Annotated in this window: 22 protein-coding genes and 1 riboswitch; of the genes, 2 read left to right on the top strand and 20 right to left on the bottom strand. The window is 54.7% G+C overall.

Annotation, left to right across the window (positions count from 1 at the left end; genetic code table 11):
* The first annotated feature begins 6 nt into the window (after positions 1-6).
* Positions 7-918, top strand: coding sequence for a cation diffusion facilitator family transporter (locus KI215_RS07950; protein WP_212774977.1), 912 nt, complete (start codon positions 7-9; stop codon positions 916-918).
* Between the two features lie 115 nt (positions 919-1,033).
* Positions 1,034-2,317 carry an NCS2 family permease gene (locus KI215_RS07945; RefSeq protein ID WP_212774976.1) on the top strand — a complete coding sequence of 428 codons (1,284 nt, stop codon included), beginning with the start codon at positions 1,034-1,036 and terminating at the stop codon, positions 2,315-2,317.
* A gap of 100 nt (positions 2,318-2,417) precedes the next feature.
* On the opposite strand, the gene mgtE is transcribed toward KI215_RS07945, so the two are convergent.
* The 20 genes from mgtE to aroC all read right to left on the bottom strand — a co-directional run bounded on the left by mgtE (position 2,418) and on the right by aroC (position 21,582).
* Positions 2,418-3,761 carry a magnesium transporter gene (gene mgtE, locus KI215_RS07940; protein WP_212774975.1) on the bottom strand — a complete coding sequence of 448 codons (1,344 nt, stop codon included), beginning with the start codon at positions 3,759-3,761 and terminating at the stop codon, positions 2,418-2,420.
* 160 nt (positions 3,762-3,921) lie between these two features.
* A riboswitch (M-box (ykoK) riboswitch) is annotated at positions 3,922-4,095 on the bottom strand.
* Positions 4,096-4,197: 102 nt separating this feature from the next.
* The gene (locus tag KI215_RS07935) at positions 4,198-4,845 is read right to left on the bottom strand and encodes a DUF1405 domain-containing protein (RefSeq protein ID WP_212774974.1); all 648 of its coding nucleotides are present in this window, start codon (positions 4,843-4,845) and stop codon (positions 4,198-4,200) included.
* Positions 4,846-4,926: 81 nt separating this feature from the next.
* Positions 4,927-5,718: a menaquinol-cytochrome c reductase cytochrome b/c subunit gene (locus KI215_RS07930; protein ID WP_246512246.1), complete on the bottom strand. Its 792-nt coding sequence runs from the start codon at positions 5,716-5,718 to the stop codon at positions 4,927-4,929.
* Between the two features lie 26 nt (positions 5,719-5,744).
* Positions 5,745-6,416, bottom strand: coding sequence for a menaquinol-cytochrome c reductase cytochrome b subunit (qcrB, locus tag KI215_RS07925; protein WP_212774973.1), 672 nt, complete (start codon positions 6,414-6,416; stop codon positions 5,745-5,747).
* Between the two features lie 6 nt (positions 6,417-6,422).
* Positions 6,423-6,950, bottom strand: a complete 528-nt coding sequence (locus tag KI215_RS07920; protein ID WP_246512245.1) for a QcrA and Rieske domain-containing protein — start codon at positions 6,948-6,950, stop codon at positions 6,423-6,425.
* 202 nt (positions 6,951-7,152) lie between these two features.
* Positions 7,153-7,614 carry a DUF2487 family protein gene (locus KI215_RS07915; RefSeq protein ID WP_212774972.1) on the bottom strand — a complete coding sequence of 154 codons (462 nt, stop codon included), beginning with the start codon at positions 7,612-7,614 and terminating at the stop codon, positions 7,153-7,155.
* Between the two features lie 53 nt (positions 7,615-7,667).
* A complete protein-coding gene (locus KI215_RS07910; RefSeq protein ID WP_212774971.1) occupies positions 7,668-8,219 on the bottom strand; it encodes a ReoY family proteolytic degradation factor in 552 nt (183 codons plus the stop codon).
* 94 nt (positions 8,220-8,313) lie between these two features.
* Positions 8,314-9,444, bottom strand: a complete 1,131-nt coding sequence (locus KI215_RS07905; protein WP_212774970.1) for a hypothetical protein — start codon at positions 9,442-9,444, stop codon at positions 8,314-8,316.
* Positions 9,445-9,792: 348 nt separating this feature from the next.
* Positions 9,793-10,320: a hypothetical protein gene (locus KI215_RS07900; RefSeq protein WP_212774969.1), complete on the bottom strand. Its 528-nt coding sequence runs from the start codon at positions 10,318-10,320 to the stop codon at positions 9,793-9,795.
* A 418-nt stretch (positions 10,321-10,738) separates the two neighbouring features.
* Complete coding sequence (gene aroA / locus KI215_RS07895) at positions 10,739-12,019, bottom strand: 3-phosphoshikimate 1-carboxyvinyltransferase (protein ID WP_420830188.1); 1,281 nt, start codon at positions 12,017-12,019, stop codon at positions 10,739-10,741.
* A 28-nt stretch (positions 12,020-12,047) separates the two neighbouring features.
* On the bottom strand, positions 12,048-13,148 hold the full coding sequence (locus KI215_RS07890) for a prephenate dehydrogenase (protein WP_212774967.1): 1,101 nt from the start codon (positions 13,146-13,148) through the stop codon (positions 12,048-12,050).
* A complete protein-coding gene (gene hisC, locus KI215_RS07885; RefSeq protein ID WP_212774966.1) occupies positions 13,145-14,248 on the bottom strand; it encodes a histidinol-phosphate transaminase in 1,104 nt (367 codons plus the stop codon). The genes KI215_RS07890 and hisC overlap by 4 nt, the downstream gene beginning before the upstream one ends.
* Before the next feature lie 35 nt (positions 14,249-14,283).
* Positions 14,284-15,084 carry a tryptophan synthase subunit alpha gene (gene trpA / locus KI215_RS07880; RefSeq protein WP_212774965.1) on the bottom strand — a complete coding sequence of 267 codons (801 nt, stop codon included), beginning with the start codon at positions 15,082-15,084 and terminating at the stop codon, positions 14,284-14,286.
* Positions 15,081-16,292, bottom strand: a complete 1,212-nt coding sequence (gene trpB, locus KI215_RS07875; protein ID WP_246512244.1) for a tryptophan synthase subunit beta — start codon at positions 16,290-16,292, stop codon at positions 15,081-15,083. Before trpB ends, trpA begins: the two co-directional genes overlap by 4 nt.
* A complete protein-coding gene (locus KI215_RS07870; RefSeq protein ID WP_212774964.1) occupies positions 16,258-16,920 on the bottom strand; it encodes a phosphoribosylanthranilate isomerase in 663 nt (220 codons plus the stop codon). The genes trpB and KI215_RS07870 overlap by 35 nt, the downstream gene beginning before the upstream one ends.
* Entirely contained in the window at positions 16,905-17,702 is a 798-nt protein-coding gene (gene trpC / locus KI215_RS07865) for an indole-3-glycerol phosphate synthase TrpC (RefSeq protein WP_212774963.1), read from the bottom strand. Before trpC ends, KI215_RS07870 begins: the two co-directional genes overlap by 16 nt.
* On the bottom strand, positions 17,692-18,717 hold the full coding sequence (trpD, locus tag KI215_RS07860; RefSeq protein WP_212774962.1) for an anthranilate phosphoribosyltransferase: 1,026 nt from the start codon (positions 18,715-18,717) through the stop codon (positions 17,692-17,694). The genes trpC and trpD overlap by 11 nt, the downstream gene beginning before the upstream one ends.
* A 189-nt stretch (positions 18,718-18,906) precedes the next feature.
* Positions 18,907-19,326 (bottom strand): chorismate mutase, encoded by a 420-nt coding sequence (gene aroH / locus KI215_RS07855; RefSeq protein ID WP_212774961.1) that lies wholly within the window; start codon positions 19,324-19,326, stop codon positions 18,907-18,909.
* Position 19,327: 1 nt separating this feature from the next.
* Positions 19,328-20,419, bottom strand: a complete 1,092-nt coding sequence (aroB, locus tag KI215_RS07850; RefSeq protein WP_212775118.1) for a 3-dehydroquinate synthase — start codon at positions 20,417-20,419, stop codon at positions 19,328-19,330.
* A 2-nt stretch (positions 20,420-20,421) separates the two neighbouring features.
* Positions 20,422-21,582: a chorismate synthase gene (gene aroC, locus KI215_RS07845; protein WP_212774960.1), complete on the bottom strand. Its 1,161-nt coding sequence runs from the start codon at positions 21,580-21,582 to the stop codon at positions 20,422-20,424.
* Positions 21,583-21,628: the final 46 nt, after the last annotated feature.

The following is a 21,628-nucleotide window of genomic DNA, read 5'->3' as shown; positions in this document are numbered from 1 at the left end:
TTAACAATGCACCACCATCATCATGGACATCACGACCCGTTCGAACAACGGATCCAAAACAAAAAAGGATTGTCCGTCGCCTTGGTGATAACGGCCGCCATCATGTTTATGGAAATTGCAGGGGGGATTCTCTCCAACAGCTTGGCGCTGCTTTCCGATGCCGGACACATGTTCAGCGACACCGCTTCTCTTGCCTTGAGTCTGTTGGCCATTTGGTTTGCCGTCAAACCCCCTTCTCCCCGCAAAACTTACGGTTTTTACCGGTTAGAGATTCTTGCCGCTTTGATCAACGGGATCGCCCTGTTTGTTGTTGCTGGCATAATTTTGTGGGAAGCATACCAACGCTTCTTAAACCCTCCGCAAGTCGCTGGAAATACCGTTCTGATCGTTGCCTTCATTGGGTTGATCGCCAATCTGGTCTCTGCGGCGGTCCTCATCAAAACGAGCGACATCAAGGAAAACCTCAACGTCCGCAGTGCCTACCTCCATATCTTGGGAGACGCCCTGGGGTCGGTAGGCACCATTGTCGCTGGACTTCTGGTCACCTTTTTTTCATGGTACATAGCCGACCCGATCATTAGCGTGTTCGTCGTGCTGTTGATTCTCAAAAGCGCCTGGGGCGTCATCCGGGATACTACCCACGTTCTGATGGAAGGGGCGCCCGTGACCATTGATCAGGATGAATTGAAGCGGACGTTGATGGGGATCGACAAGGTGATCAATGTGCATGACCTGCACGTATGGACGATCACATCAGGGCTGGACTCCCTTAGCTGTCATTTGGTGATCGAGGATGACGGCGACAGTCAGCGGATTCTGCAGCAAGCCGTACGAATCATCGAAGATCGGTTTCAGATTCGTCACACCACGATCCAGGTAGAAACATCGCACATGCGACACGCTGAACTGGAAGTGTAACCTGATTAAAGGGGTCGAGACAACAATTGGTCCCTTACGGATGGATCTGCTATATTATTGATGGTGACATCGGTCACGGGTGGGAGAGGGTCTATCAAGGAAAGAAGGTAGGAGATTGCGGAAAAGATTGTGGGAACGATTTGCTCTTCACAAACACCAAACCACGTGGAAACAGGAAATACTGGCCGGTTTGACTTCATTCTTCACAGTTGCTTACATCATCGTGATCAATGCGGCCATTTTGGCTGATGCGGGCATTCCGATGCAGGCGGGGATCATCGCCACCGCACTGACCGCGTTTGTGGGATGCATGCTGATGGGATGGTGGGCCAACGCGCCGATCGTGTTGGTTCCCGGTATGGGCGTCAACGCTTTTTTCTCCTACACCGTCGTACAATCTATGCATCTGACTTGGCAGGAAGCGCTCACTGTTGTCTTCCTGTCCGGCTTGTTGTTCACTGTCGTCTCGTTTTCCCCGCTTGTCGACTGGCTGAGTCAAGCAGTACCGTCCTCCCTCAACGCCGGCATCAGTGTGGGGATCGGATTATTTTTGACATTGATCGGGCTGCAAAAAGGCGGCATCGTAACCGCCAACGATTACTCCATGATCGCCATGGGCAGCTTGGCCGAGCCGCGTGTCATCGTGACGCTGATCACATTGCTGCTGATCGTCATTTTGATGATTCGCGGTGTACGCGGCAACTTCCTGATCGGCATTCTGTCCGGTAGCGCGTTGGCAGCCGGTTGGGGGTTAATCGAGCGATCCGGCGGGACGGAAGTGGCACTGCAAACCTATTGGAAAGTGGCGGGATCGCTCACCACTGAGGGATGGGATCGCCTGCCGTTCTGGATCGCCACCTTCTCATTGACGCTGATCATCGTGTTTGAAAACATGGGACTGCTTCACAGCATGTTACCTCGGAAAGAACAATTTGGCCGTTCTTTTCAGGCCAATGCAGTATCAGCCATGACAGCCGGATTGCTGGGCACCAGCTCCACCGTATCCACCGTGGAGAGCGCTGCCGGAATCGCGGCGGGCGGACGGACAGGAATCACGGCGATCACCGCCGGTGTGCTGTTTTTGGTGTCCCTGCTTTTCCTGCCTTGGATGAAATTGATCCCCCCAAGTGCGGTCGCCCCCGTTCTGATCGTGCTCGGAGGACTGATGTTGGGCAACGTTCGCCGGATCCCGTGGGATGATATGAGTGAATGGTTCCCCGCTTATCTGATCGTCGCCGCCATTCCGCTGACTTACAGTATTGCGGATGGCATGGCTTTCGGGTTTATCGCCTATCCGGTGTTGAAAGCCGCCAAAGGTCAAGCCAAGAGTGTGCCGATACCACTGTACTTGATCGCAGGACTTTTTCTGCTCAGTTTTCTCTTGCGAATTTGGGAATGACAAAACCCCTGCACCCGTTGGGTGCAGGGGCAACTGGAACCTTCCCTGCATGAGCAGGGGGGTTTTTGTTTTCTGGTGAGAGGAATGATGCGGACGGGGTTCAAACATGCAACAACAATTGTGCGATCGTAAAATAGATGATCAATCCCGTACCGTCCACCAACGTACTGATAAACGGTCCGGAAACCACGGCGGGATCAATGCGCAGCCGGTGCAGTACCAACGGCAGGATGGCCGCCACGAAAGAGGCCCAGATCACGATGGCCAGAGCCGACAAAGCCACCACCATGCCGATGTCATAAGAAACACCCAACAGATAGGCGCGCAAAAAACCGACCAATCCCATGGCAACACCCAAAAAGACACCGACCATCAATTCTTTTCTAACCACCCGAAACAGATCCGAAAACTGCACTTCTCCCATCCCTAATGCCCGTACCAACATACTGACAATTTGGGAACCGGTGTTACCGCCTGTCCCGATCAACAACGGTACGAAAAAGGACAGAGCGATGATCTTGGACATGGCTTCGTTATAATGGCTCAACACATTGGCCGTATAGGCACCGCCCACAAACAGAAACAACAGCCATCCGATCCGTTTGCGAAACAATCCCCACACCGATGTTTTGAAATACGGTTCGGTCAGGGGTTGGCTTCCCCCCAGCTTTTGAAAATCCTCCGTTGTCACTTCCTGGATCACATCGATTAAGTCATCGACCGCGATAATCCCAATCATCCGCTTTTGCGCATCGATCACGGGCAACGCCACAAAATCGTAGCGGAACAACAGCTCTGCAGCTTCTTCTTGTTCCGTGTCAGCAGTGACGGCAATCACGTCTTCCGTCACAATTTCGGACAACCGTGTCCCGGGTGGGGCCAGAATGATCTCCTTCAAAGAGACGACACCCACTAATTCGCCACGAACATTGGTTACGTAGATATAGGAAATGATTTCCGCCTCATGTCCTACTTTTCGAACGTGATTCAGCGTTTGTTCCACCGTCCAGCCTTCGCGAGCAGAAATATAGTCGACCGTTGCCAAACTTCCCGCCGTATCTTCGGGGAACGTCATCAACGTGTCGATCTTTTTTCGATAATCTTCAGGGAGCAGGTCCAACAGCCGAGCCGCCTGCAAGGGATGAATGGCCAGCAACATGTCCACAACCGTGTCGGAGGACATCCGCTTCAACAAAGGAGAAGTGATCTCATCCTCCAAATGGTGCAAAATGCGATATTGCAATTCGGGTTCAATATACTCCAACGTCTCCGCCGCAACGGACAACGGCAACTTCGAGATCAACCGAAGCTGCTCTTGGTGGTCCATCTCACGAAGCATCTCAGACAGGTCATACGGTTGCAACGAACTGACGCGTTCGGCCAACGCTTCTTTGTCCTCTATCGCAAGAACGGCTCGGATTTCTTCCAACGCTTCTGTTTTCATCCCTCTCACCCTCCTTGGCTACCGTTCGTTCATTTATCATTCCCTCCTGTGTCCAAGAAAGGAACAACTTTTTCAGTCCAAACAAAAAACCCCTCGTCAACGAGAGGGTTTTTTGCAAAAAACATCTACCCGAATACCGCATCAACGCGACATTCGGTTGCAACCACTCCCTCGTTGAGTTTTAGCACTATACGGCATAGGTCGGCCAGTGATGCCTCCCAGCTACATTAAAAAAGACCTTAATCCGATCTTTTTTGTTGACCCATTGGCGTCTCTCGACATTTTTGGGCAGTAGCCTGTCTCCGTATAGGAGCCTCACCTAACAGAGGAGTCCGCTATTCGATTTTGTCAAAACCCAGCGTTAATATACATGGAAACCAACCGAATGTCAATGATCAATCCATGGCCGCTTCGTTAAGTTTTCGTTTGGGCGCGTTCACTGTCGACGATCAAACAACCGGACCAAATCCCATTTGCGCTCCTGTCGTTCGCTCAGACCCAGACGAGCGAACAACACCAGGCTGATCACGCTCAATCCTACCGTAAAAACAGCGATCGGGTGATCCCAATGTTGCAGCCAGGGCGGTAACCAAGGATGGATATCCAACCCGTAATCAAGCACATCGTTGAGTAACACCCAAACTCCAGCCAGAACCAGATGAAACAGTCGGTATGTAAAAAATCGGCTGTACAACACCGCTTCCGCCGCCATTCCCAAATGAGACGTCATCAGCATCCAGTCCGTCCAGTGCAACGCCTGAAAGAAAGGAGCCGGCGCCACCCATGCGCTCAAGAGAATCATCGCCACCGCCCAAATTCCGTATTTAAACAGCGTCACTGCCGCTAATGCTTCCAAAAGCGGACTGCGACGCCCCATGATATACAACAGCAGCACCAATGTGAACAGTGTGCTGGCTGTGGGACTGTCCGGTACGAACAACTTCAGCCAGCCCTCTGTCATCTCCAACTGCAAATGGTACCAATAAAAGCCGTATACGGAGCCAAGCGCATTGATCACCAGCATGCTCCACAAAAACCACCGTCGATCCATTTGCTCCATCCAAAAACGCCACCAAACCTTCATACCGTTTCACCCTGTCTGTTTCATCGTGTTAAGTAGCAAAAAAGGTGATCATGACGACCACCTTTTTAGACTCTTCCCTTATTATTTCTGTTTCGCCAGCCATTCGGCCAGCTTTTCCTTTTCGGCTTCCGTTCCTTGGAACATGCCGGGCGGCATCGGCCCAAGACCTTCGTTCATGATTTTGATAATCTCTTCCTTGTTGTGACGTTTTCCCACACCGATTAGGGTCGGACCGTTTACCCCCTGTAGTTTTTCTCCGTGACACTGCACGCAGGCCTGCCGCTTGTAAATTTCGTAACCGGGATCATTGGGAGCCACGATGGAACCTTTCGGACCACCCAATTGAACCGGCGGCGGCTGGGTGGCGAGCTGTTTCTCGTGCTCATCATATGCCGCCCAGGTCAGAACGACGGTGGCGACCAGTGCGAGCAACATGAGCCCCGTCGCGACTGGTCGACGCAACGGACGACGTTCCGGACTGCGATCCAGCCACGGAGCCAAAAGCAGTGCGGTAAACGCGATACCGGGCAAAATCACGGTACCGATGACAACGTAAGGTCCGCCTGCCCATTTAAACTTCAGCAGTTGGTACAAGAACAGGAAGTACCAATCCGGCACCGGGATAAAGCTGGTATTGGTCGGATCAGCTAGATCACCAAGCGGTGGCTCTTCAGCCATGACAGCCGACATAAATCCCACGAGGACGACAACCGCAACCATCCATTCCTTCAACAAAAAGTTTGGAAAAAACGGTTCTGTTTTCCCGGGGTACTCGGAGTAATCTTTCGGATACATCTTCGGGCGATTGGCACGAATGCGCGAATCGCCTACATAGATGATTTCTTTGTCGCCCTCACCATGTTGATGTGCCAATGATTTTCCCCCCTAACGCGTGAGCATTATAGCGGCCCGGAAATTCCTTGTCTCCGGATCAGCAGGAAGTGAGCACCCAAGAGAGCCAGCAGGACCGCAGGGAGGAAGAATACGTGCAGTGCGAAGAATCGAGCGAGCGTTTGCGCTCCGACGATGTCTCCCCCTTGCAGGAACGTGGCGATGTACGGGCCGATAAAAGGAACCGATGCCGCGATTTGCACCCCTACTTTGGTGGCGAAATACGCCTTATTGTCCCAAGGCAACAGGTAACCGGTAAAGCCGAGCCCCAACATCACGAAGAAGATCAGCATCCCGATCACCCAGTTGAACTCACGGGGATTTTTGTACGCTCCGGTAAAAAAGACGCGCAGGGTGTGAAGGAACAGCATCACGATCGCCACACTGGCTCCCCAGTGATGCATTCCCCGGACGATGGACCCGAAGGCCACTTCGGTCTGCAAATATTTCACACTCGCGTGAGCGTTCACAATATCCGGCACGTAATAGAGGGCCAAGAACATACCGGACAAAATCTGAATCACGACAATAAAAAAGGTTAACCCACCAAAGCAATAAATAAAAGCTGAGAAATGGTGAGCCGGGTTCACATGCTCCGGAACCTCGTGGTCGGCCACGTCACGCCACAGCGGAGTGATGTCCAGCCGACGGTCCAACCATTCGTACATGCTTCGCAACATTCTTGCCTACACCCCGCTTCGCGGTTTAATCTTGCCGAGATACAACTTGCCGTTTTCCACCTTGGTTTCATAGGTGTCCAACGGCGCCGGCGGCGGTGTTCCTGGGATGTTGACCCCGTTCTCGTCGTAGCGCCCGAAGTGACAGGGGCAGAAATACTGATTCTTAAATTGCGGGTTCCCGTTCCACATCACGGTGCATCCCAAGTGCTTGCAAATCGGAGAAAGCGCCAGAATTTCGCCGTTCGGTGATTTCCGAATCCACGCGGTAAGCGTTTCCCCTTCTTTGGGTTCGTACCAACCATCCTTCCGGTGGACCTTGAATGTGACAGCCCGAGGTTCTTCGCTAAACTCATTCAAGTCACCGACTTCTACGAACTGACTGCCTTCTCCCTTTTTCAGCATGGGATCGATGGCAAAGCGCACCATCGGGAACAACACGCCTGAGGCAAGAAAACCGGCTGTACCCGCCAACGTGTATGTAAGAAACTGACGGCGGGACACACCGGATTTCTGCCGTCCCTGTTCTTTGCTCACGACTCGTCCGACCTCCCTCTATGCGGGTTAAACGTCCACCGGACCGGAACCATCTAGCTTACTAGGACATATCCATGATAGCCAACCGTCTCATTGAATGTCAAGAATTCGGAGTCTTCCGTATCGCTTGATGACCGAATCGTTAAAAAGGTGTAACGTTTTCCATGCTTTCTTTCTATACTGTTTCCCTGATTCGCTCTCTTCATTCAGTTGATCCCGTTTGCCAAAGCCGGACGATGCGATCCTGCAAATGTTTCGTTTCCGCTTGAATGTCTTGATCCGACACCAACTTGTGCACGGCTACTCCGGCCAGCAACATCGTGATGGGATCAGGACTTTGAATCTCTTCCCACTCTTCTGCCAGATCCTCCGGTACGATCAGAATCAGATGGTGAAACAGGGAATCTCCCAATTGTGTCAGAACACTCTCCACATAAGCTTGTAATGTCTTCGGACTGGTGCCGCTGTACGGAATCGGCGGCAAAAGCAGCACCCGCCCCGTCAACGACTGCTCCAGATGGTCCGCCACCGCACTGATCCCCAATGCCTCTTCCAGCTTCGGTTGTTTCTCCTCTAACCGCAGCCGGAAGACCGGCAGAAGCAGCGTATCCAAAAAAGGAGCATACCGCCTCCATTCGGTCGCATCCAATTGACTCCACTTCATCGATTTCCCTCCAACAAAAAATTGCTCGGCTTCCGCCGAGCATTATATCGAAGTTAGCGATTGAATTCCAGCAGGTTCTTCCATTCTTCTGTCAGCTGTAAAAACGCCGCTTTATTTCCTTCGGCCAACGCCTGATCAATTTGACGATAAAGGTGTTTCTTTTGAAATTCCTGCACCGCTTTATCGAGGATCATCTCCGCCATCAGACTCAACATGGGCTCTTGAACCAAGTCTGGTTTTTCCATGGGATTTCCCTCCAATACAGCGGCATATTCGGGACAGGTTGCCCTGCCTTTGAAGCTCAGTCCGATGTAGATTTCTTCATCGGGATAGGAACGGATATCATAAAACGCCGTTTCGACGTCGGTATGCACCCTCCGATTCTTTTGGAACCGAAACGCGGGCATTTGGGAACATCTTGTGGAGATCAACAAAGTCTTGGGCAAACCGCGTAAATTGTCGACAAAATGAACCCGTTGGAGCAATCGCTCTTCCGAGGAAAGATAGCAAAGCAACCAGGAAGCCTCCCGTTTCTGGAGCTCATAGTGGGTCAAAAACCACTCGATGAACTCTTTTTTCTCGGATGCCGTCACGCAGTCGCTCATCGTTCATCCCCCCATCCCGCGATTGAAAATTGAGATATCTTGTTATTTTATTTATTCCATGGGAACCGGTAAGTTTCCTTCCGACAAGCGAAAATTACCGAGAGTGAGAAGGACGAAAAAAATCTTCTTCAATCTCCTGTTCACCCAAGCCGGAACCTTGTTCCAAAAAGCGACGTCCCAACGGTGTCGTACGAACCAGCCAACCACCACCGGAGCCTTCACCCAAGCGCACCAGCCCCAAATAAAGCATCATTTTCAACAGACGGTGAAATAATTGTTCTCTCGTCTCATAGTAGTAATCGTGTACCCACCCTTCCAGAGCGAGAAGGAGATCGGACGATGACATCCAACGGTCACCTGCCAGTAAATCGACCCACCGGATCAACACCGGCAAATAGGGTAACGGGTGTCGATACAGACGAATCCAGAAGCGGATCATCTCAGTTACTTCATCGGTACATTCAGTTACTATTTTCCCCGCACCCAGTTCCGTTAAACGAAGGTATCCGTCCAATTCTTCCGCGATATATCCCTGATAATACGCATAATCGTAAATCAGGGAAAAACGGTCCGGATATTGATGATAGCGACGCCCAAAACCGAACCGGTATCCCTTTTTCATAATCGGTTCTTCGCGAACCGCAAATTGTGCCAACAACTGGCGTTGCTGTTGCCGGTAGATCGCACCATCAGATGTCAATTGGACGATATGTTGAGAAACAAAAGACAAAAACCGGTTCAGATCCTGTTGGATCAATCCTTGTTCATCCCGGTAGACCGTCGGTTCAGGTTGATCACTGGATAGCGACTGCCGTTTCAGTTCCGCCATTACGCGCATCACACGTTGCCGAAAATCGAGAGGCACCCGATACAATTGGCGGGAATCGGACGTAACTCCGGGAAACAGCCAACCTGACCGCAATCCTTTGCCCACCAATTCGCGCGGTTTCCCCTCGGTTTTTCCCCACGCCATCCGCTCTTTGCTCAGCAAGTCTTCCATGCTGTACACTTCCCGGGAATCAAGGCAGAGCAACTGCAAAAAACGCCGCTCCTCCTCTTCCATCCCGCGCACCAACGCGATCAAAACGGAAGAACTCCCCAAATAGCGAAGCAACGAACAGATCAGATGATGTTTGGAATGAGCATCGCCATCCACCCCATAATGCTCCTGCATACGCCGTAATTGTTCGATATCCGCGTAAGTCAGCAAATCCGCCAGGTTCACCACGATCCCTCCATCCCAACTTTTTCCTACTCCTTATCATGGACGAAATCGGTGAACCTTACACGTCCGACCATTCTTTATAAATGCTGTGTTTCGTCACGCCTGGTTAGCGTGAGGTTGATATAGAGTGGGAGTCGGTTTGTGAAGCAAACTTGTTTATGAATTTCGGAGATAAAAAAATCGCACGATTCTTCGTGCGATCTTGTCTCCGTGCCGGTTAATCGATCGGAACAAAATATATCGAGGCCGTGTCCTGCGCTACCTGGTTCGGAGCGGCCAAGACCCGCTTCCCTACAAGGTACAGGTGGAGCGATTGATTACAGCCTGCCGGTATTGCCCCTCCTTCTACTACATACGCTTCGACCAGAAACGGTTCTCTTCATTCGCTGGTAAAGAGTCGATAGCAATTTGGAACCTTTTATGGTGTTTTTCCACCTCTTCCGTTTCACGCACACGCAACACCCGCCCGATCGTCATCAAGCCTGTACACACCATCCACGTTGCCAGGGAGGAAAGACGGATATCCGGCAGGAACAGGTGCACACCATCCCCCAACAAGCCAGTCCAGCTTTCACGGATGGTGGCCGTCCAAGGCAATAAGGGGACAAAAAAGACGGCATGCAACAGCGTATCCATCGCCAATACCGAAGCCAACGACAAACCATATACCTGGTTGGAAACGGAGCCCAACCCCACATACACCATCACGGTTACCACGGCGACAGCAATATGCGTACCGATCAGCATATTGGAGGCCGAATCACCCGAACCGAACCACTGCCATATGAGAAAGGGAAACACCCATTTTTTCAACAAAAGCAGCATACCGATGGCAAAGACCGCTTCCATCACCCACATATGCGGTTTCTCTTTCATCCGACTCCCTCCCCTGCCACAGATGTATGAAAAATGGGACAAAAAAAGAACCGCCTTACGGCGGCAGGCACAGAACGTGCACCAATGGATAGGAGTGGAGAGAAACCATACTGTACTTTCATTATAGCATACCATATAGGAAGGTCAACAGGTAATTCCTAATTTTCTGTTTTCTAAAACGAGAGAGTCAATCATACAAAACTGCCACAACCAACGGAGAGATTCGGGGCGGGATATCATCCCACAGGAAGTATGGGGATGCGCTCCCAGCCGGCTGTTCGAACTGGCACTTCAGGGGTCGGGAAAAAGAAGGGTGACCTTTTTCCCATGAGAGACCTTTGAGCTGGCGAAATAGATCGAGAGGAAAAAGGTGCACCCGAATCAGCTGAGTTCCCGAATCAATCCCAAGCTTTGCCCGTTATGCTCCCAATTGTTCCAGAAGTTCGGCGAAACCAGGGAAAGACACATCGATGGCAGTCGCATTTCGCACGGTCACTTCATCCGAGGCCGCCAGACCGGCGATCGCCATCGCCATCCCGATACGGTGGTCGCCGTGGCTGTCGCAGACGCCGCCTTTTAAACGGGTTGGACCGTAGATGATCAAACCATCGTCCGTCTCCTCCACTTGGGCGCCCAATTTGCGCAACTCCGTCGTCGTGGTGGCGATACGGTTCGTCTCCTTCACCTTCAGTTCGGCTGCATCCTTGATGATCGTCGTCCCTTCCGCCTGAGTAGCCACTACGGCCAATACCGGGATTTCGTCAATCAAGCGCGGGATGAGATCGCCTCCCACTTCAACGGCACGAAGACCGTCCGCTGACACCGTCACATCCCCGACTGGTTCACCGCACCATTTCCCTTTCGGCTCCACCAACACTTCGGCACCCATCATGCGGAACACATCCAAGATGCCGGTTCGGGTCGGGTTGAGTCCCACATCCCGCACCTTCACACGACTGCCCGGCACCATCAGCGCTGCCGACCAAATGAACGCCGCCGACGAAACATCACCGGGTACCCGGACGTATTGACCTGTCAACGATTGACCTCCCTTGACGGCCACCCGACCGGGCTCGGCTTCCAGATCCACACCGAAAGCCTGGAGCATCCGCTCCGTATGATCCCTGGAAACAGCCGGTTCCCGCACCACCGTCGTTCCTTCCGCCTGTAGACCGGCCAGCAGGAGACACGATTTCACTTGAGCGCTGGCTACCCGGCTCACGTGCTCAATTCCCTTCAAATGCCCTCCGCGAACAGCGAGCGGCGTAAACGAACCACCCTCCCGGCCGTCAATGAACGCTCCCATCTCCCGCAACGGTTGCACTACACGTCCCATCGGACGGCGCGCAATGGAATCATCCCCGGCCACAGCGGAGAAAAACGGGCGTCCAGCCAAAATACCGAGCATGAGGCGGATGGTCGTACCGGAATTGCCCACATCCAACCATTGGGCCGGCTCGCGCAAGCCTTCCCATCCCTTCCCTTTGATCAGTACCGTCGTGGGGGTCTCCCGTTCGATCTCCACGCCCAACCGACGGAAACACGCGATGGTACTGAGACAGTCTGCTCCAGGCAAAAAACCTTCCACCCGCGTAGTCCCCTGCGCGATGGCTCCAAACATCACCCCGCGATGGCTGATGGACTTATCCCCCGGCACCCGGACCGATTGGTGAAACGGCCGTTTGGGGGTGGATCGGATGATGTCCATGGTTCTCTCCCTCCCGCACTTATTCGATCACTATATAATTGGCCTGTTTGAGCACCGCCACCGCTTGTGTCAAATCTTCTTCGGTGCGGAACGACAATCGGAGCACACCGACTTCTTCCTCACGGTTTTCCATCACACCGATGTTACTCAAGTTGATGCCGTTTTTCCCCAGCAGTGTCGCCACTTCTCCGATCATTCCCGGACGGTCGGGGACATTGACGTAGCATTCATAGGGGCGCAGCAGGATGCCTTTTTTCCTGTCGGGCAACTGCTCTCTCAGGCGTCTTGCCCGGTCGAACAACGCCTCCACTTCCTGCGCGTCACCCGCTTCAATCGCCTGGCGAAATCGCTGCATCTCCTTCAACCAGTCGTCCATTAACGACAACACCGTATGGCGGTTGCTCATCAAAATATCCCGCCACATCACGGGATGACTGGCGGCAATGCGCGTCAAATCCCGGAAACCTCCCGCCGCCAACCGGTGGAACCACTCGTTTTCCTCATTGTAGCGCCCCACCTGGTTAACCAAACCGGCCGCGATCACGTGCGGCAAATGGCTGATCGCCCCTACCACCCGGTCATGATGATCCGGATCCATGATGACCAATTGTGCACGTGTGGCCACCTGCAACAAACGGCTCAACCGTTGCATATCCACCAACGATGTTTCCGGTGTTGGCGTCAATATGTAATACGCATTTTCAAACAGCAACGGATCAGCCGCTTCAACGCCTGAGCGGTGAGAACCGGCCATCGGATGCCCGCCGATGAAAGTGACACCGACCCGGCTCAGCTCCCGACCGTGCCGGACGATCTCCCCTTTGGTACTGCCGACATCCGAAATGATGCACCCCGGTTTAAGCGGCATCTCTCGCAATTGTGCCATCAGACGGGAAATCAGCCCGACGGGAACGGCCAAAAACAGATAATCGGCGTCTTTGACCGCTTCCGCCAAATCCGTGGTTCCTTCATCAATGACTCCGGAGGCGCGGGCCAATTCCAAGGACCTTTCGGAAACATCACAGCCGCAAACCGTGTACTCCGTCCGCTCCTTGATACACAAAGCAAGGGACCCGCCGATCAGACCGATCCCGATGACCGTCACTTTCCCTTGATTCAACGGACTTCGTTCCTTTGCCTTCCCAGACAGACTGCCAATGCGTCCAAGAAGCGGGCGTTTTGTTCAGGTGAGCCGACTGTGACCCGGATGTACGTCGGATAGCCGAGCGCCTCTCCGGAACGGACGATGATACCTTGTTTCAAAAGCGATTGAAACACTTCGTCCGCCGGCTTACCCGTATCCAGCAACACGAAATTCCCGTGTGAAGGGAAATGATGCAATCCCCATTCGTGCAACTGGCGGCTGATCGTCTCCACCCCTTCGCGGTTGAGACGGCGGCAGCGCTCCACGAACGCCTGGTCTGCCAATGCAGCACGGGCAGCCCGTTGCGCCAGACGGTTGACGTTGAACGGTTCGCGAACGCGGTTCAGCTCCGTCACCACATCCGGGTGACCGATGCCGTAACCGATGCGGAAAGCGGCCAACCCGTAAATCTTGGAAAACGTGCGCAAAATAAACAACTGCGGATAGCGATCCAAAAGTGATACCGTATCCGGGTACGCAGGATCGGTCACATATTCATAATAAGCCTCATCCACAACGACCAGCACATGCTCCGGCATCCGGTCGAGAAAACGGACCAATGCGTCCCGAGCCACAATCGTGCCCGTCGGATTGTTGGGATTGCAAATCCACACGATACGTGTCCGTTCGTTCACAGCCGATGCCATCGCCTCCAGATCATGCGTACCGTCAACCAACGGCACTTCCACCGGTGTGGCGCCCTCCATCCGCGTCAATGTCTCGTAACGCGGAAACGTCCGATCCGCCATCACCGACTCGCACCCCGGCTCGAGGTAAGCACGGGCCAACATCTGGACGACTTCGTCCGAACCGTTACCGAAAATCAAACGGGCTTCGTCCACACCGAGATGACGGGCCAGCTCCCGACGCAAATCAGGCGCCGTCCCCTCGGGGTACATGGCAAAAAATTCCCGTTCGGCGGCCAGCGATTCCCACACCGCCGGCGAGCAACCGAACGGATTTTCATTGGATGCCAGCTTGATCACTTCTTTTAATCCCAGTTCCCGTTTTACTTCTTCAAGCGGTTTTCCCGGCTGGTACACAGGCAAACCGCGGATAGCTGCTTTCGGTTTCATACCATGGTTTCCTCCCCGCCGTTTTTCTCTCTATCTTACTCTGTTTTGAGCTCCCTGACAAATTCACGGATCTCAGCGAGGGCTTGTTCCCGTGTGGCATGATTTTGCAAGGCTTCCCGGCGTTCACCGATCAAGCGCACCAACGCGCTGCCCACCACGACGGCATCAGCGTGGCGGGAGAAACGGCGGACGTGTTCTGGACGCGAAATCCCGAATCCGATCGCAGTGGGAACCGGACTCACACGCCGGACTTCTTCCAAAAACGCGTCAACGTCCTTGGAAAATCCGTCCCGTATCCCCGTCGTTCCCAGAGAGGAAACACAATAGACGAATCCCTGCGCCTGCTCGGCGATCATACGGACCCGTTCCCGCGACGTCGGCGCCACCAACGGGATCACATCCAATCCTTGATCGGCGCAGGCAGTACGCAATGCTTCGTTTTCCTCCACCGGAAGGTCTGGAACGATCACCCCATCGATTCCTGATTCGCGTGCCCTTTTCGCAAACCGGTCAAAACCCAACTGTATCAAGGGATTCACATAAGAGAACAAAACCAATGGAATACGCACACCCGACTCGCGTGCCGTTTTGGCCAATTCCAACACTCGAGACAAATTCATCCCGTGGGACAACGCCCGGGTGGCCGCTTCCTGAATCACCGGACCATCGGCCAACGGATCGGAGTACGGGACACCCAATTCGACCACAGCCACCCCTTCTTCGTCCAATATGCGGAGCAAATCCAGGGACGTTTCCGGGTCGGGATCTCCCGCCACCAAAAACGGAATCAATCTGACCTCTGACGGTTTCCGCAACGCTTGTTCAATGGCCGTCATCGCCGTTTCGCCTCCTCCGCCCGAATCGTCTCCACGTCCTTATCTCCGCGTCCCGACAGGCAGATCAACACCGACTGCTCCCGCGGCAACGTACGGGCCAGGCGAACTGCCTCCGCCACCGCATGTGCCGACTCCAGCGCGGGCAGGATGCCTTCCGTCCGGCAGAGCAGGCGAACCGCATCCAACGCTTCTTCGTCAGTGACCGAAGTGTAACGAACCCGTCCGGACTCCTTCAGATGGGCGTGTTCCGGTCCCACGCCGGGATAATCCAGCCCGGCGGAGATCGAGTGAGCCGGTATCACTTGACCATGTTCATCCTGCAACAAATAGCTGAACGAACCATGTAACACACCCGGTTTCCCCTGGGACAGCGTCGCCGCATGCCGACCGGTGGACAGGCCGTGACCGGCCGCTTCCACTCCGTGCAGTTGCACCTCCTGATCCGCCAAAAACGCGGCAAACATGCCAATCGCGTTGCTTCCGCCACCGACGCAGGCCACCACATGATCGGGAAGTCGGTGTTCGCGGTACAAAAACTGCGCCCGTGCTTCATCACCGATGACCCGTTGGAATGTGCGCACCATCTCCGGATAAGGATGCGGCCCCACTACCGAACCGATCATATAAAACGTGTCTTCCACGTGTGTCACCCAATGACGGATCGCTTCACTGGTAGCATCCTTGAGCGTCCGGGTCCCTGAACGAACCGGTACCACTTCCGCCCCCAACAACTCCATGCGGAACACGTTTAACTGTTGTCGGCGAACATCTTCTTCTCCCATGAATACCTTGCATTCCATCCCCAACAGGGCGGCAACCGTCGCTGATGCCACACCATGTTGACCGGCTCCGGTCTCGGCGATCAGTTTCCTCTTCCCCATCCGTTTGGCCAAGAGCGCCTGACCCAACGTGTTGTTGATCTTATGTGCACCCGTGTGGTTCAAATCTTCCCGTTTCAAAAAAAGCCGGGCGCCGCCCATATATTCCGTCAACCGCTGGGCATACGTCAGTGGTGTGGGACGGCCGGAGTATTCTTCCAGCAGCGTCCGCAACTCCTCGTGAAATGAGGGATCGGCGATCGCTTCCCGAAATGCCGATTCCAACTCGTTTAACGCGTACATCAATGTCTCAGGAACAAAACGACCGCCAAACCTGCCGTATCTGCCGTTTTGATCAACTTGGGTTGCCAATGGGAGTTCGGTTTTCACCGGCTTTCACCCTTTCCACAAACGCCTGGATTTTTTCGGGGTCTTTTCTTCCGTTCGTCTCCACACCGCTGGATACGTCCACCCCGTCGGGACGATACTCGGTGACCAGTCGTTCAACATTGTCCGCCGTCAAACCGCCCGCCACCCATACGGCACACGGCGTTTCCCGCCAAATCCGTCGGATCTCGGGAATCCGTTCCCAGGAAAACGACTGCCCTGACCCGCCGCCGGCGGAGTCGAACAATGCGGTATCAATCCACTGTGCATAGGCATCCGGGTCAGGCAAGGGACCATCCGAATCGACGGAGAACGCCTTGATCACGTCCACACCGCATGTTTCCTTGATCAGGCGGCAATATGCCGGAGATTCGTCACCGTGCAACTGAACGGCGGAAAACGGATACCGCTTCAACCATCGTTCGGCTTCTGTAAGTGACGCGTTTTGCAACACAGCCACCGCTTTGACAGACGGAGGAAGCGCAGCCAACAAACGGGGCAACCGCGTTTCCGGTACAGTACGCCTACGCCCCGGAACCAGGATGACACCTGCCGTATCCACATCCAAGCCGTAAAGCGTCTCGGCATCCGCTTCCGTTTGCAAGCCGCAAATTTTCACCGATGTTCGCACGAGATCGCCCCCGTCAGCAATGCACGTACCGCTGATTCCGGATCATCCTGCCGCATCAGGGATTCCCCCACCAGCATGCCGTCCACGCCGTAAGCCGCCGCCCGTGCCACATCTTCCGGTGAAGCGATGCCACTTTCGGTGATGACAGGAATCGAGTCGGGCAACAAGGGACGTAACCGTTCCGTGGTGGCCAAATCCGTCACAAACGTCTGCAGATCTCGGTTGTTGACCCCCAATACGTCCGGCCTTGCCGCCAACGCCCGGTCCAATTCCTCTTCCCGGTGTACCTCTATCAACACTTCCAAACCCAGTTCGTGAGCCCTGCGGGACAACGAGACCAAACGCTCCTCATCCAAAATGGCCGCGATCAGGAGAATCGCATCCGCCCCGATCAGCCGGCTTTCCACCACTTGACTTTCATCCAGCAAGAAATCTTTTCGCAGCACCGGGATGTTGACCGTTTGCTTTACCGCTGTAAGGTAATCCGCCCGGCCACGGAAAAACGTCTCATCGGTCAGCACCGAGATCGCGGCGGCGCCTCCTCGTTCATAACCTGCTGCGATTTGAACAGGATCGACCGTTTCCCGGATCGTACCCTTCGAAGGCGAAGCCGGTTTCACCTCTGCGATCAAAGCCGGGACACCCCCCGTCCGCTTCATTGCCTTCGCCAATGATCGAACGGGCAGCATGCGTTCGGCCCGTTTCGCATCTTCCGATGTCAGGCGGTTTTTCAGCCGCTGTACTTCTTCCCGTTTCACTGATACGATTTTGTCAAGAAACACGCGTGCACACCTCCACCGAAAACCGAACCATCTCCTCCAACTGACGCAGCGCCGCTCCTTCGTCGATCGCCCGGGCGGCCACCCGCACACCTTCGTCCAAACTGCCCACCTGATCCCCCACCCACAGCACCGCTCCGGCATTGGCCAAGACGATGTCCCGTGGCGCCCCCCGTTCGCCGGCGAACACCCGACGGATCAAGGCAGCGCTGGTTTGTGCATCGCCGCCAGCCACCTCTACTAGCGGTGCAGAGGTCAAACCCATTTCCTCAGGTGTTATCGTATACGTGCGGACATGACCGTTTCGCACTTCGCTCACCCGTGTCGGGCCGGATACGGAGATTTCGTCCAAGCCGTCCATCCCGGCCACCACCATGGCCCTTTTAATACCCAACATCAGCAATACGCGAGCGACCGTTTCCGTCAAATCAGGGTCGTACACGCCGACCAACTGGCGACGAACCCCGGCCGGATTGGCCAGCGGTCCCAGCAGATTGAAACAAGTGCGAAATCCGAGGGCTTTTCTCGCCGGCATCACATGTCTCATAGCCTGATGATACAGCGGCGCGTACAGAAAACAGATCCCCGTCTGTTCCAACATGGCGCGTGCAGCATCGGGTGTGGTGGAAATCTGTACTCCCAAAGCTTCCAGCACATCGGCACTGCCGCTTTTGGATGAGACGGCCCGGTTGCCGTGTTTGGCCACCTTCACCCCGCAAGCGGAGGCGAGAATCGCGGCGGCGGTGGAAATGTTGAACGTACGACCACCATCGCCGCCCGTTCCGCATGTGTCCACAGCGTCGGTAGCAGGTTTTTCCCAACGCAGTGCCCGAGTGCGAAGACTTTCTGCCATTCCGGCCAACTCTTCGGCCGTTTCCCCCTTCATGCGCATAGCGGTCAGCAAACCGGCCACTTGCTCCGGCTCCCACAGACCGCTCATCAATTCATCCATCACATGACGAGCTTCGTCACGTGACAAATCATTTCCTTCCACAACGCGGGTCAATAATGCAGGCATCTGTATCCCCCCGGTCGATGATGTGCGAACTGACGAGACGACCGGCAGGAAGAGAACAGAGGAGCAACAGGAGGATCAATGAGGAAAATAAAAACGACCAAAGCGGAGGCGCTTTGGTCGGAGTTGTCCGTTTTCGTTTTCACTCCGCTCCGCTCTGCTATGCTCTTCCCGTCTCGTCTCCATCTCGGCTCAACTCGGCTTACTCATCACTGTATCGGAGAATCCGTCGGGTGTCAATGACTCATTTTTCGTCAAATCCGGCCGCAGCACCCGGGCATCGCGCAAATATACGTGTTCGATCTCCTCTTGACCCCGATTCGTATTGATCAGCATCAAGAGTCGGATGCAGCGCGGCAGACTTCCCGGCACTGGAATTTCGTTGGCACAAAGCAAGGGCACCATCTCCCATCCCGGCATGGACCGGATCGCCTGCGCCGGAAACGTCGCGTTCAAATCGGTCGTCACTGTGAAGAACACGCAGGCAATATCCTCCGGTGTCGCCTGATTGCGCCGGATCATCTCCCGCAACAGTTCCTCCGTCGCGGACAAAATCGATTCCGCTTCATTTTTTTCCACCGTGGTTGCGCCGCGAATGCCTCGCACCTTCATTTTATTCCTCCTTCAATCGCCGCAACGCTTCGCGAATCACACGCTCCTCGACACCTTTTTTCACTTCCACCGTGCCGATGCCTTTGGGTAGAACAAACACGTATTCCCCTTGCCGCGCTTTTTTGTCCCTGCGCATCAGGGTGAGCAATTCCTCATCGGAGAGCGGCTCATCCAAGGTGACGGGCAAACCGTACAACGCGAGCAAACGCCGGGTGAAACCGGACACGTCCCGTGCCGTCCCCACCAGCTCACCCAAAATCGCTTCCCCCACCATTCCAATTGCCACTGCCTCGCCATGCGTCCAACGGCGGTAGCCTGTCGCCGCCTCCAACGCATGGCCAATGGTGTGACCGTAGTTCAAAATGGCGCGCAGACCGGATTCCCGTTCGTCCCGGGCTACTACCTGTGCTTTAATGGCGCATCCGCGTACGATCGCTTCCGTCAGCAGCGTCGGGTCCCTCCGCAACAGCGCTTCATGGTGTTGCTCCAGCCACATCGCGAAATCCGCGTCAGCGATCAGTGCGTGTTTGATCACCTCGGCGAAGCCGGAAGCCAGCTCCCGTTCTGGCAGTGTGGCGAGCGTATCCACGTCGAACAACACCAATTCAGGCTGATGAAACGCACCGATCATATTTTTTCCCAGCGGATGGTTGACCCCGGTTTTCCCGCCTACACTGCTGTCGTGCGCCAACAGCGTCGTGGGGAGTTGCACAAACCGGATGCCGCGCATGTAAACAGCCGCTAAAAACCCGGCCAAATCCCCGACCACCCCGCCGCCGAGCGCCAACACCGCGCTGTCCCGATCCATACCGAAGCGAATCGCTTCTTCCACTAGCCGGGACAACTGATCCAGACTTTTGGAAGCCTCTCCCGCCGGCACCACGCTCATTTGAACCCGGTAACCGGCCGACTCCAACGGTGTCAGCACGCGTTTGCCGTAATGCGGCGCCACACTGGAATCGGTCACGACCAACAGAGAATGTGCAGGCGTGATGTGACGCAGTTGAAGCCAACGGGGTAAATCCGCATACAAACCGGAACCAACCACGATGGGATAGGACCGATCGCCCAACGCCACTTCCAACGTGCGCATGATCAAAATCTCGCCGCCCTTTCCCTGTACCGCTTCAGTTCATCCAGCAATTCATCCATCGTGTCGCTGGAAAATTTCTCGGTCAACGCCCGGGCCACTTCCCATGCCACCACATTTTCCGCGACGACACAGGCGGCGGGCACGGCACAGCTGTCCGAGCGCTCGATACTGGCCAAAAAGGGTTCCTTGCTGTCGATGTCCACACTCCTGAGTGGTTTGTACAGCGTAGGGATCGGTTTCATCACACCGCGTACCACAATCGGCTCGCCCGTCGTCATTCCGCCCTCAAATCCGCCGAGACGGTTGGTACGACGGTAATACCCGCGGGATTCATCCCACATGATCTCGTCATGAACTTGAGATCCTTTCAACCGGGCCGCTTCAAACCCGATACCGATCTCCACGCCTTTGAACGCCTGGATGCTGACGATTGCCTGGGCGATCCGTGCATCCAGCTTCCGATCCCAATGCACGTGCGATCCCAACCCGACCGGCACGCCCTCGACGATCACTTCCACGATGCCGCCCAGGGTATCCCCTTCTTTTTTTGCTTCATCGATCAAACGGATCATTTCCTTTTCAGCCTCCGGGTCCAGACAACGAACCGGGGAAGCCTCAGCACGCGCCACACATTCTTCCAGCGGCAAGTCCACCGGTTGAGCCGTCACTCCCCCAATGCTCACCACATGACCGGCGATGCGAATGCCGCACGTCTCCAACAGCTGGCGCGCCACCGCTCCCGCGGCCACCCGGGCTGCCGTTTCCCTCGCACTGGAACGTTCCAACACATCACGCATGTCCCGATGATTGTATTTGATCGCACCGTTGAGATCCGCATGACCGGGGCGCGGCCGGGAGATTCGCCGTTTTTCCGCTTCTTCCGGTACAGGATCCAAGCTCATGATTTTGCGCCAATGCTGGAAGTCCTTGTTTTCGATCACTAACGTGACCGGCGCTCCGGTCGTTTGTCCGAACCGTACACCCGAGAGAACCTGGACTTGGTCGGACTCGATCTGCATCCGGCGTCCGCGTCCGTATCCTTTTTGGCGCCGGGCCAGCTGTTCGTCCACCTTTTCTTTGGAGAACGGCATACGGCTCGGCAATCCTTCAATAATCACCGTCAATTGGGGGCCATGCGATTCCCCCGCCGTCAAATACCTCATCGTGATCTTCCTCTCCACTTTCGCGCTTTTTAGCTTCTAATTGCTA

Origin of the sequence: Polycladomyces abyssicola (assembly GCF_018326425.1) — a bacterium.
GTDB lineage: Bacteria > Bacillota > Bacilli > Thermoactinomycetales > JIR-001 > Polycladomyces > Polycladomyces abyssicola.
Note: the sequence above shows the minus strand (reverse complement) of the source record. Positions and strands in the feature narration are given on the sequence as shown.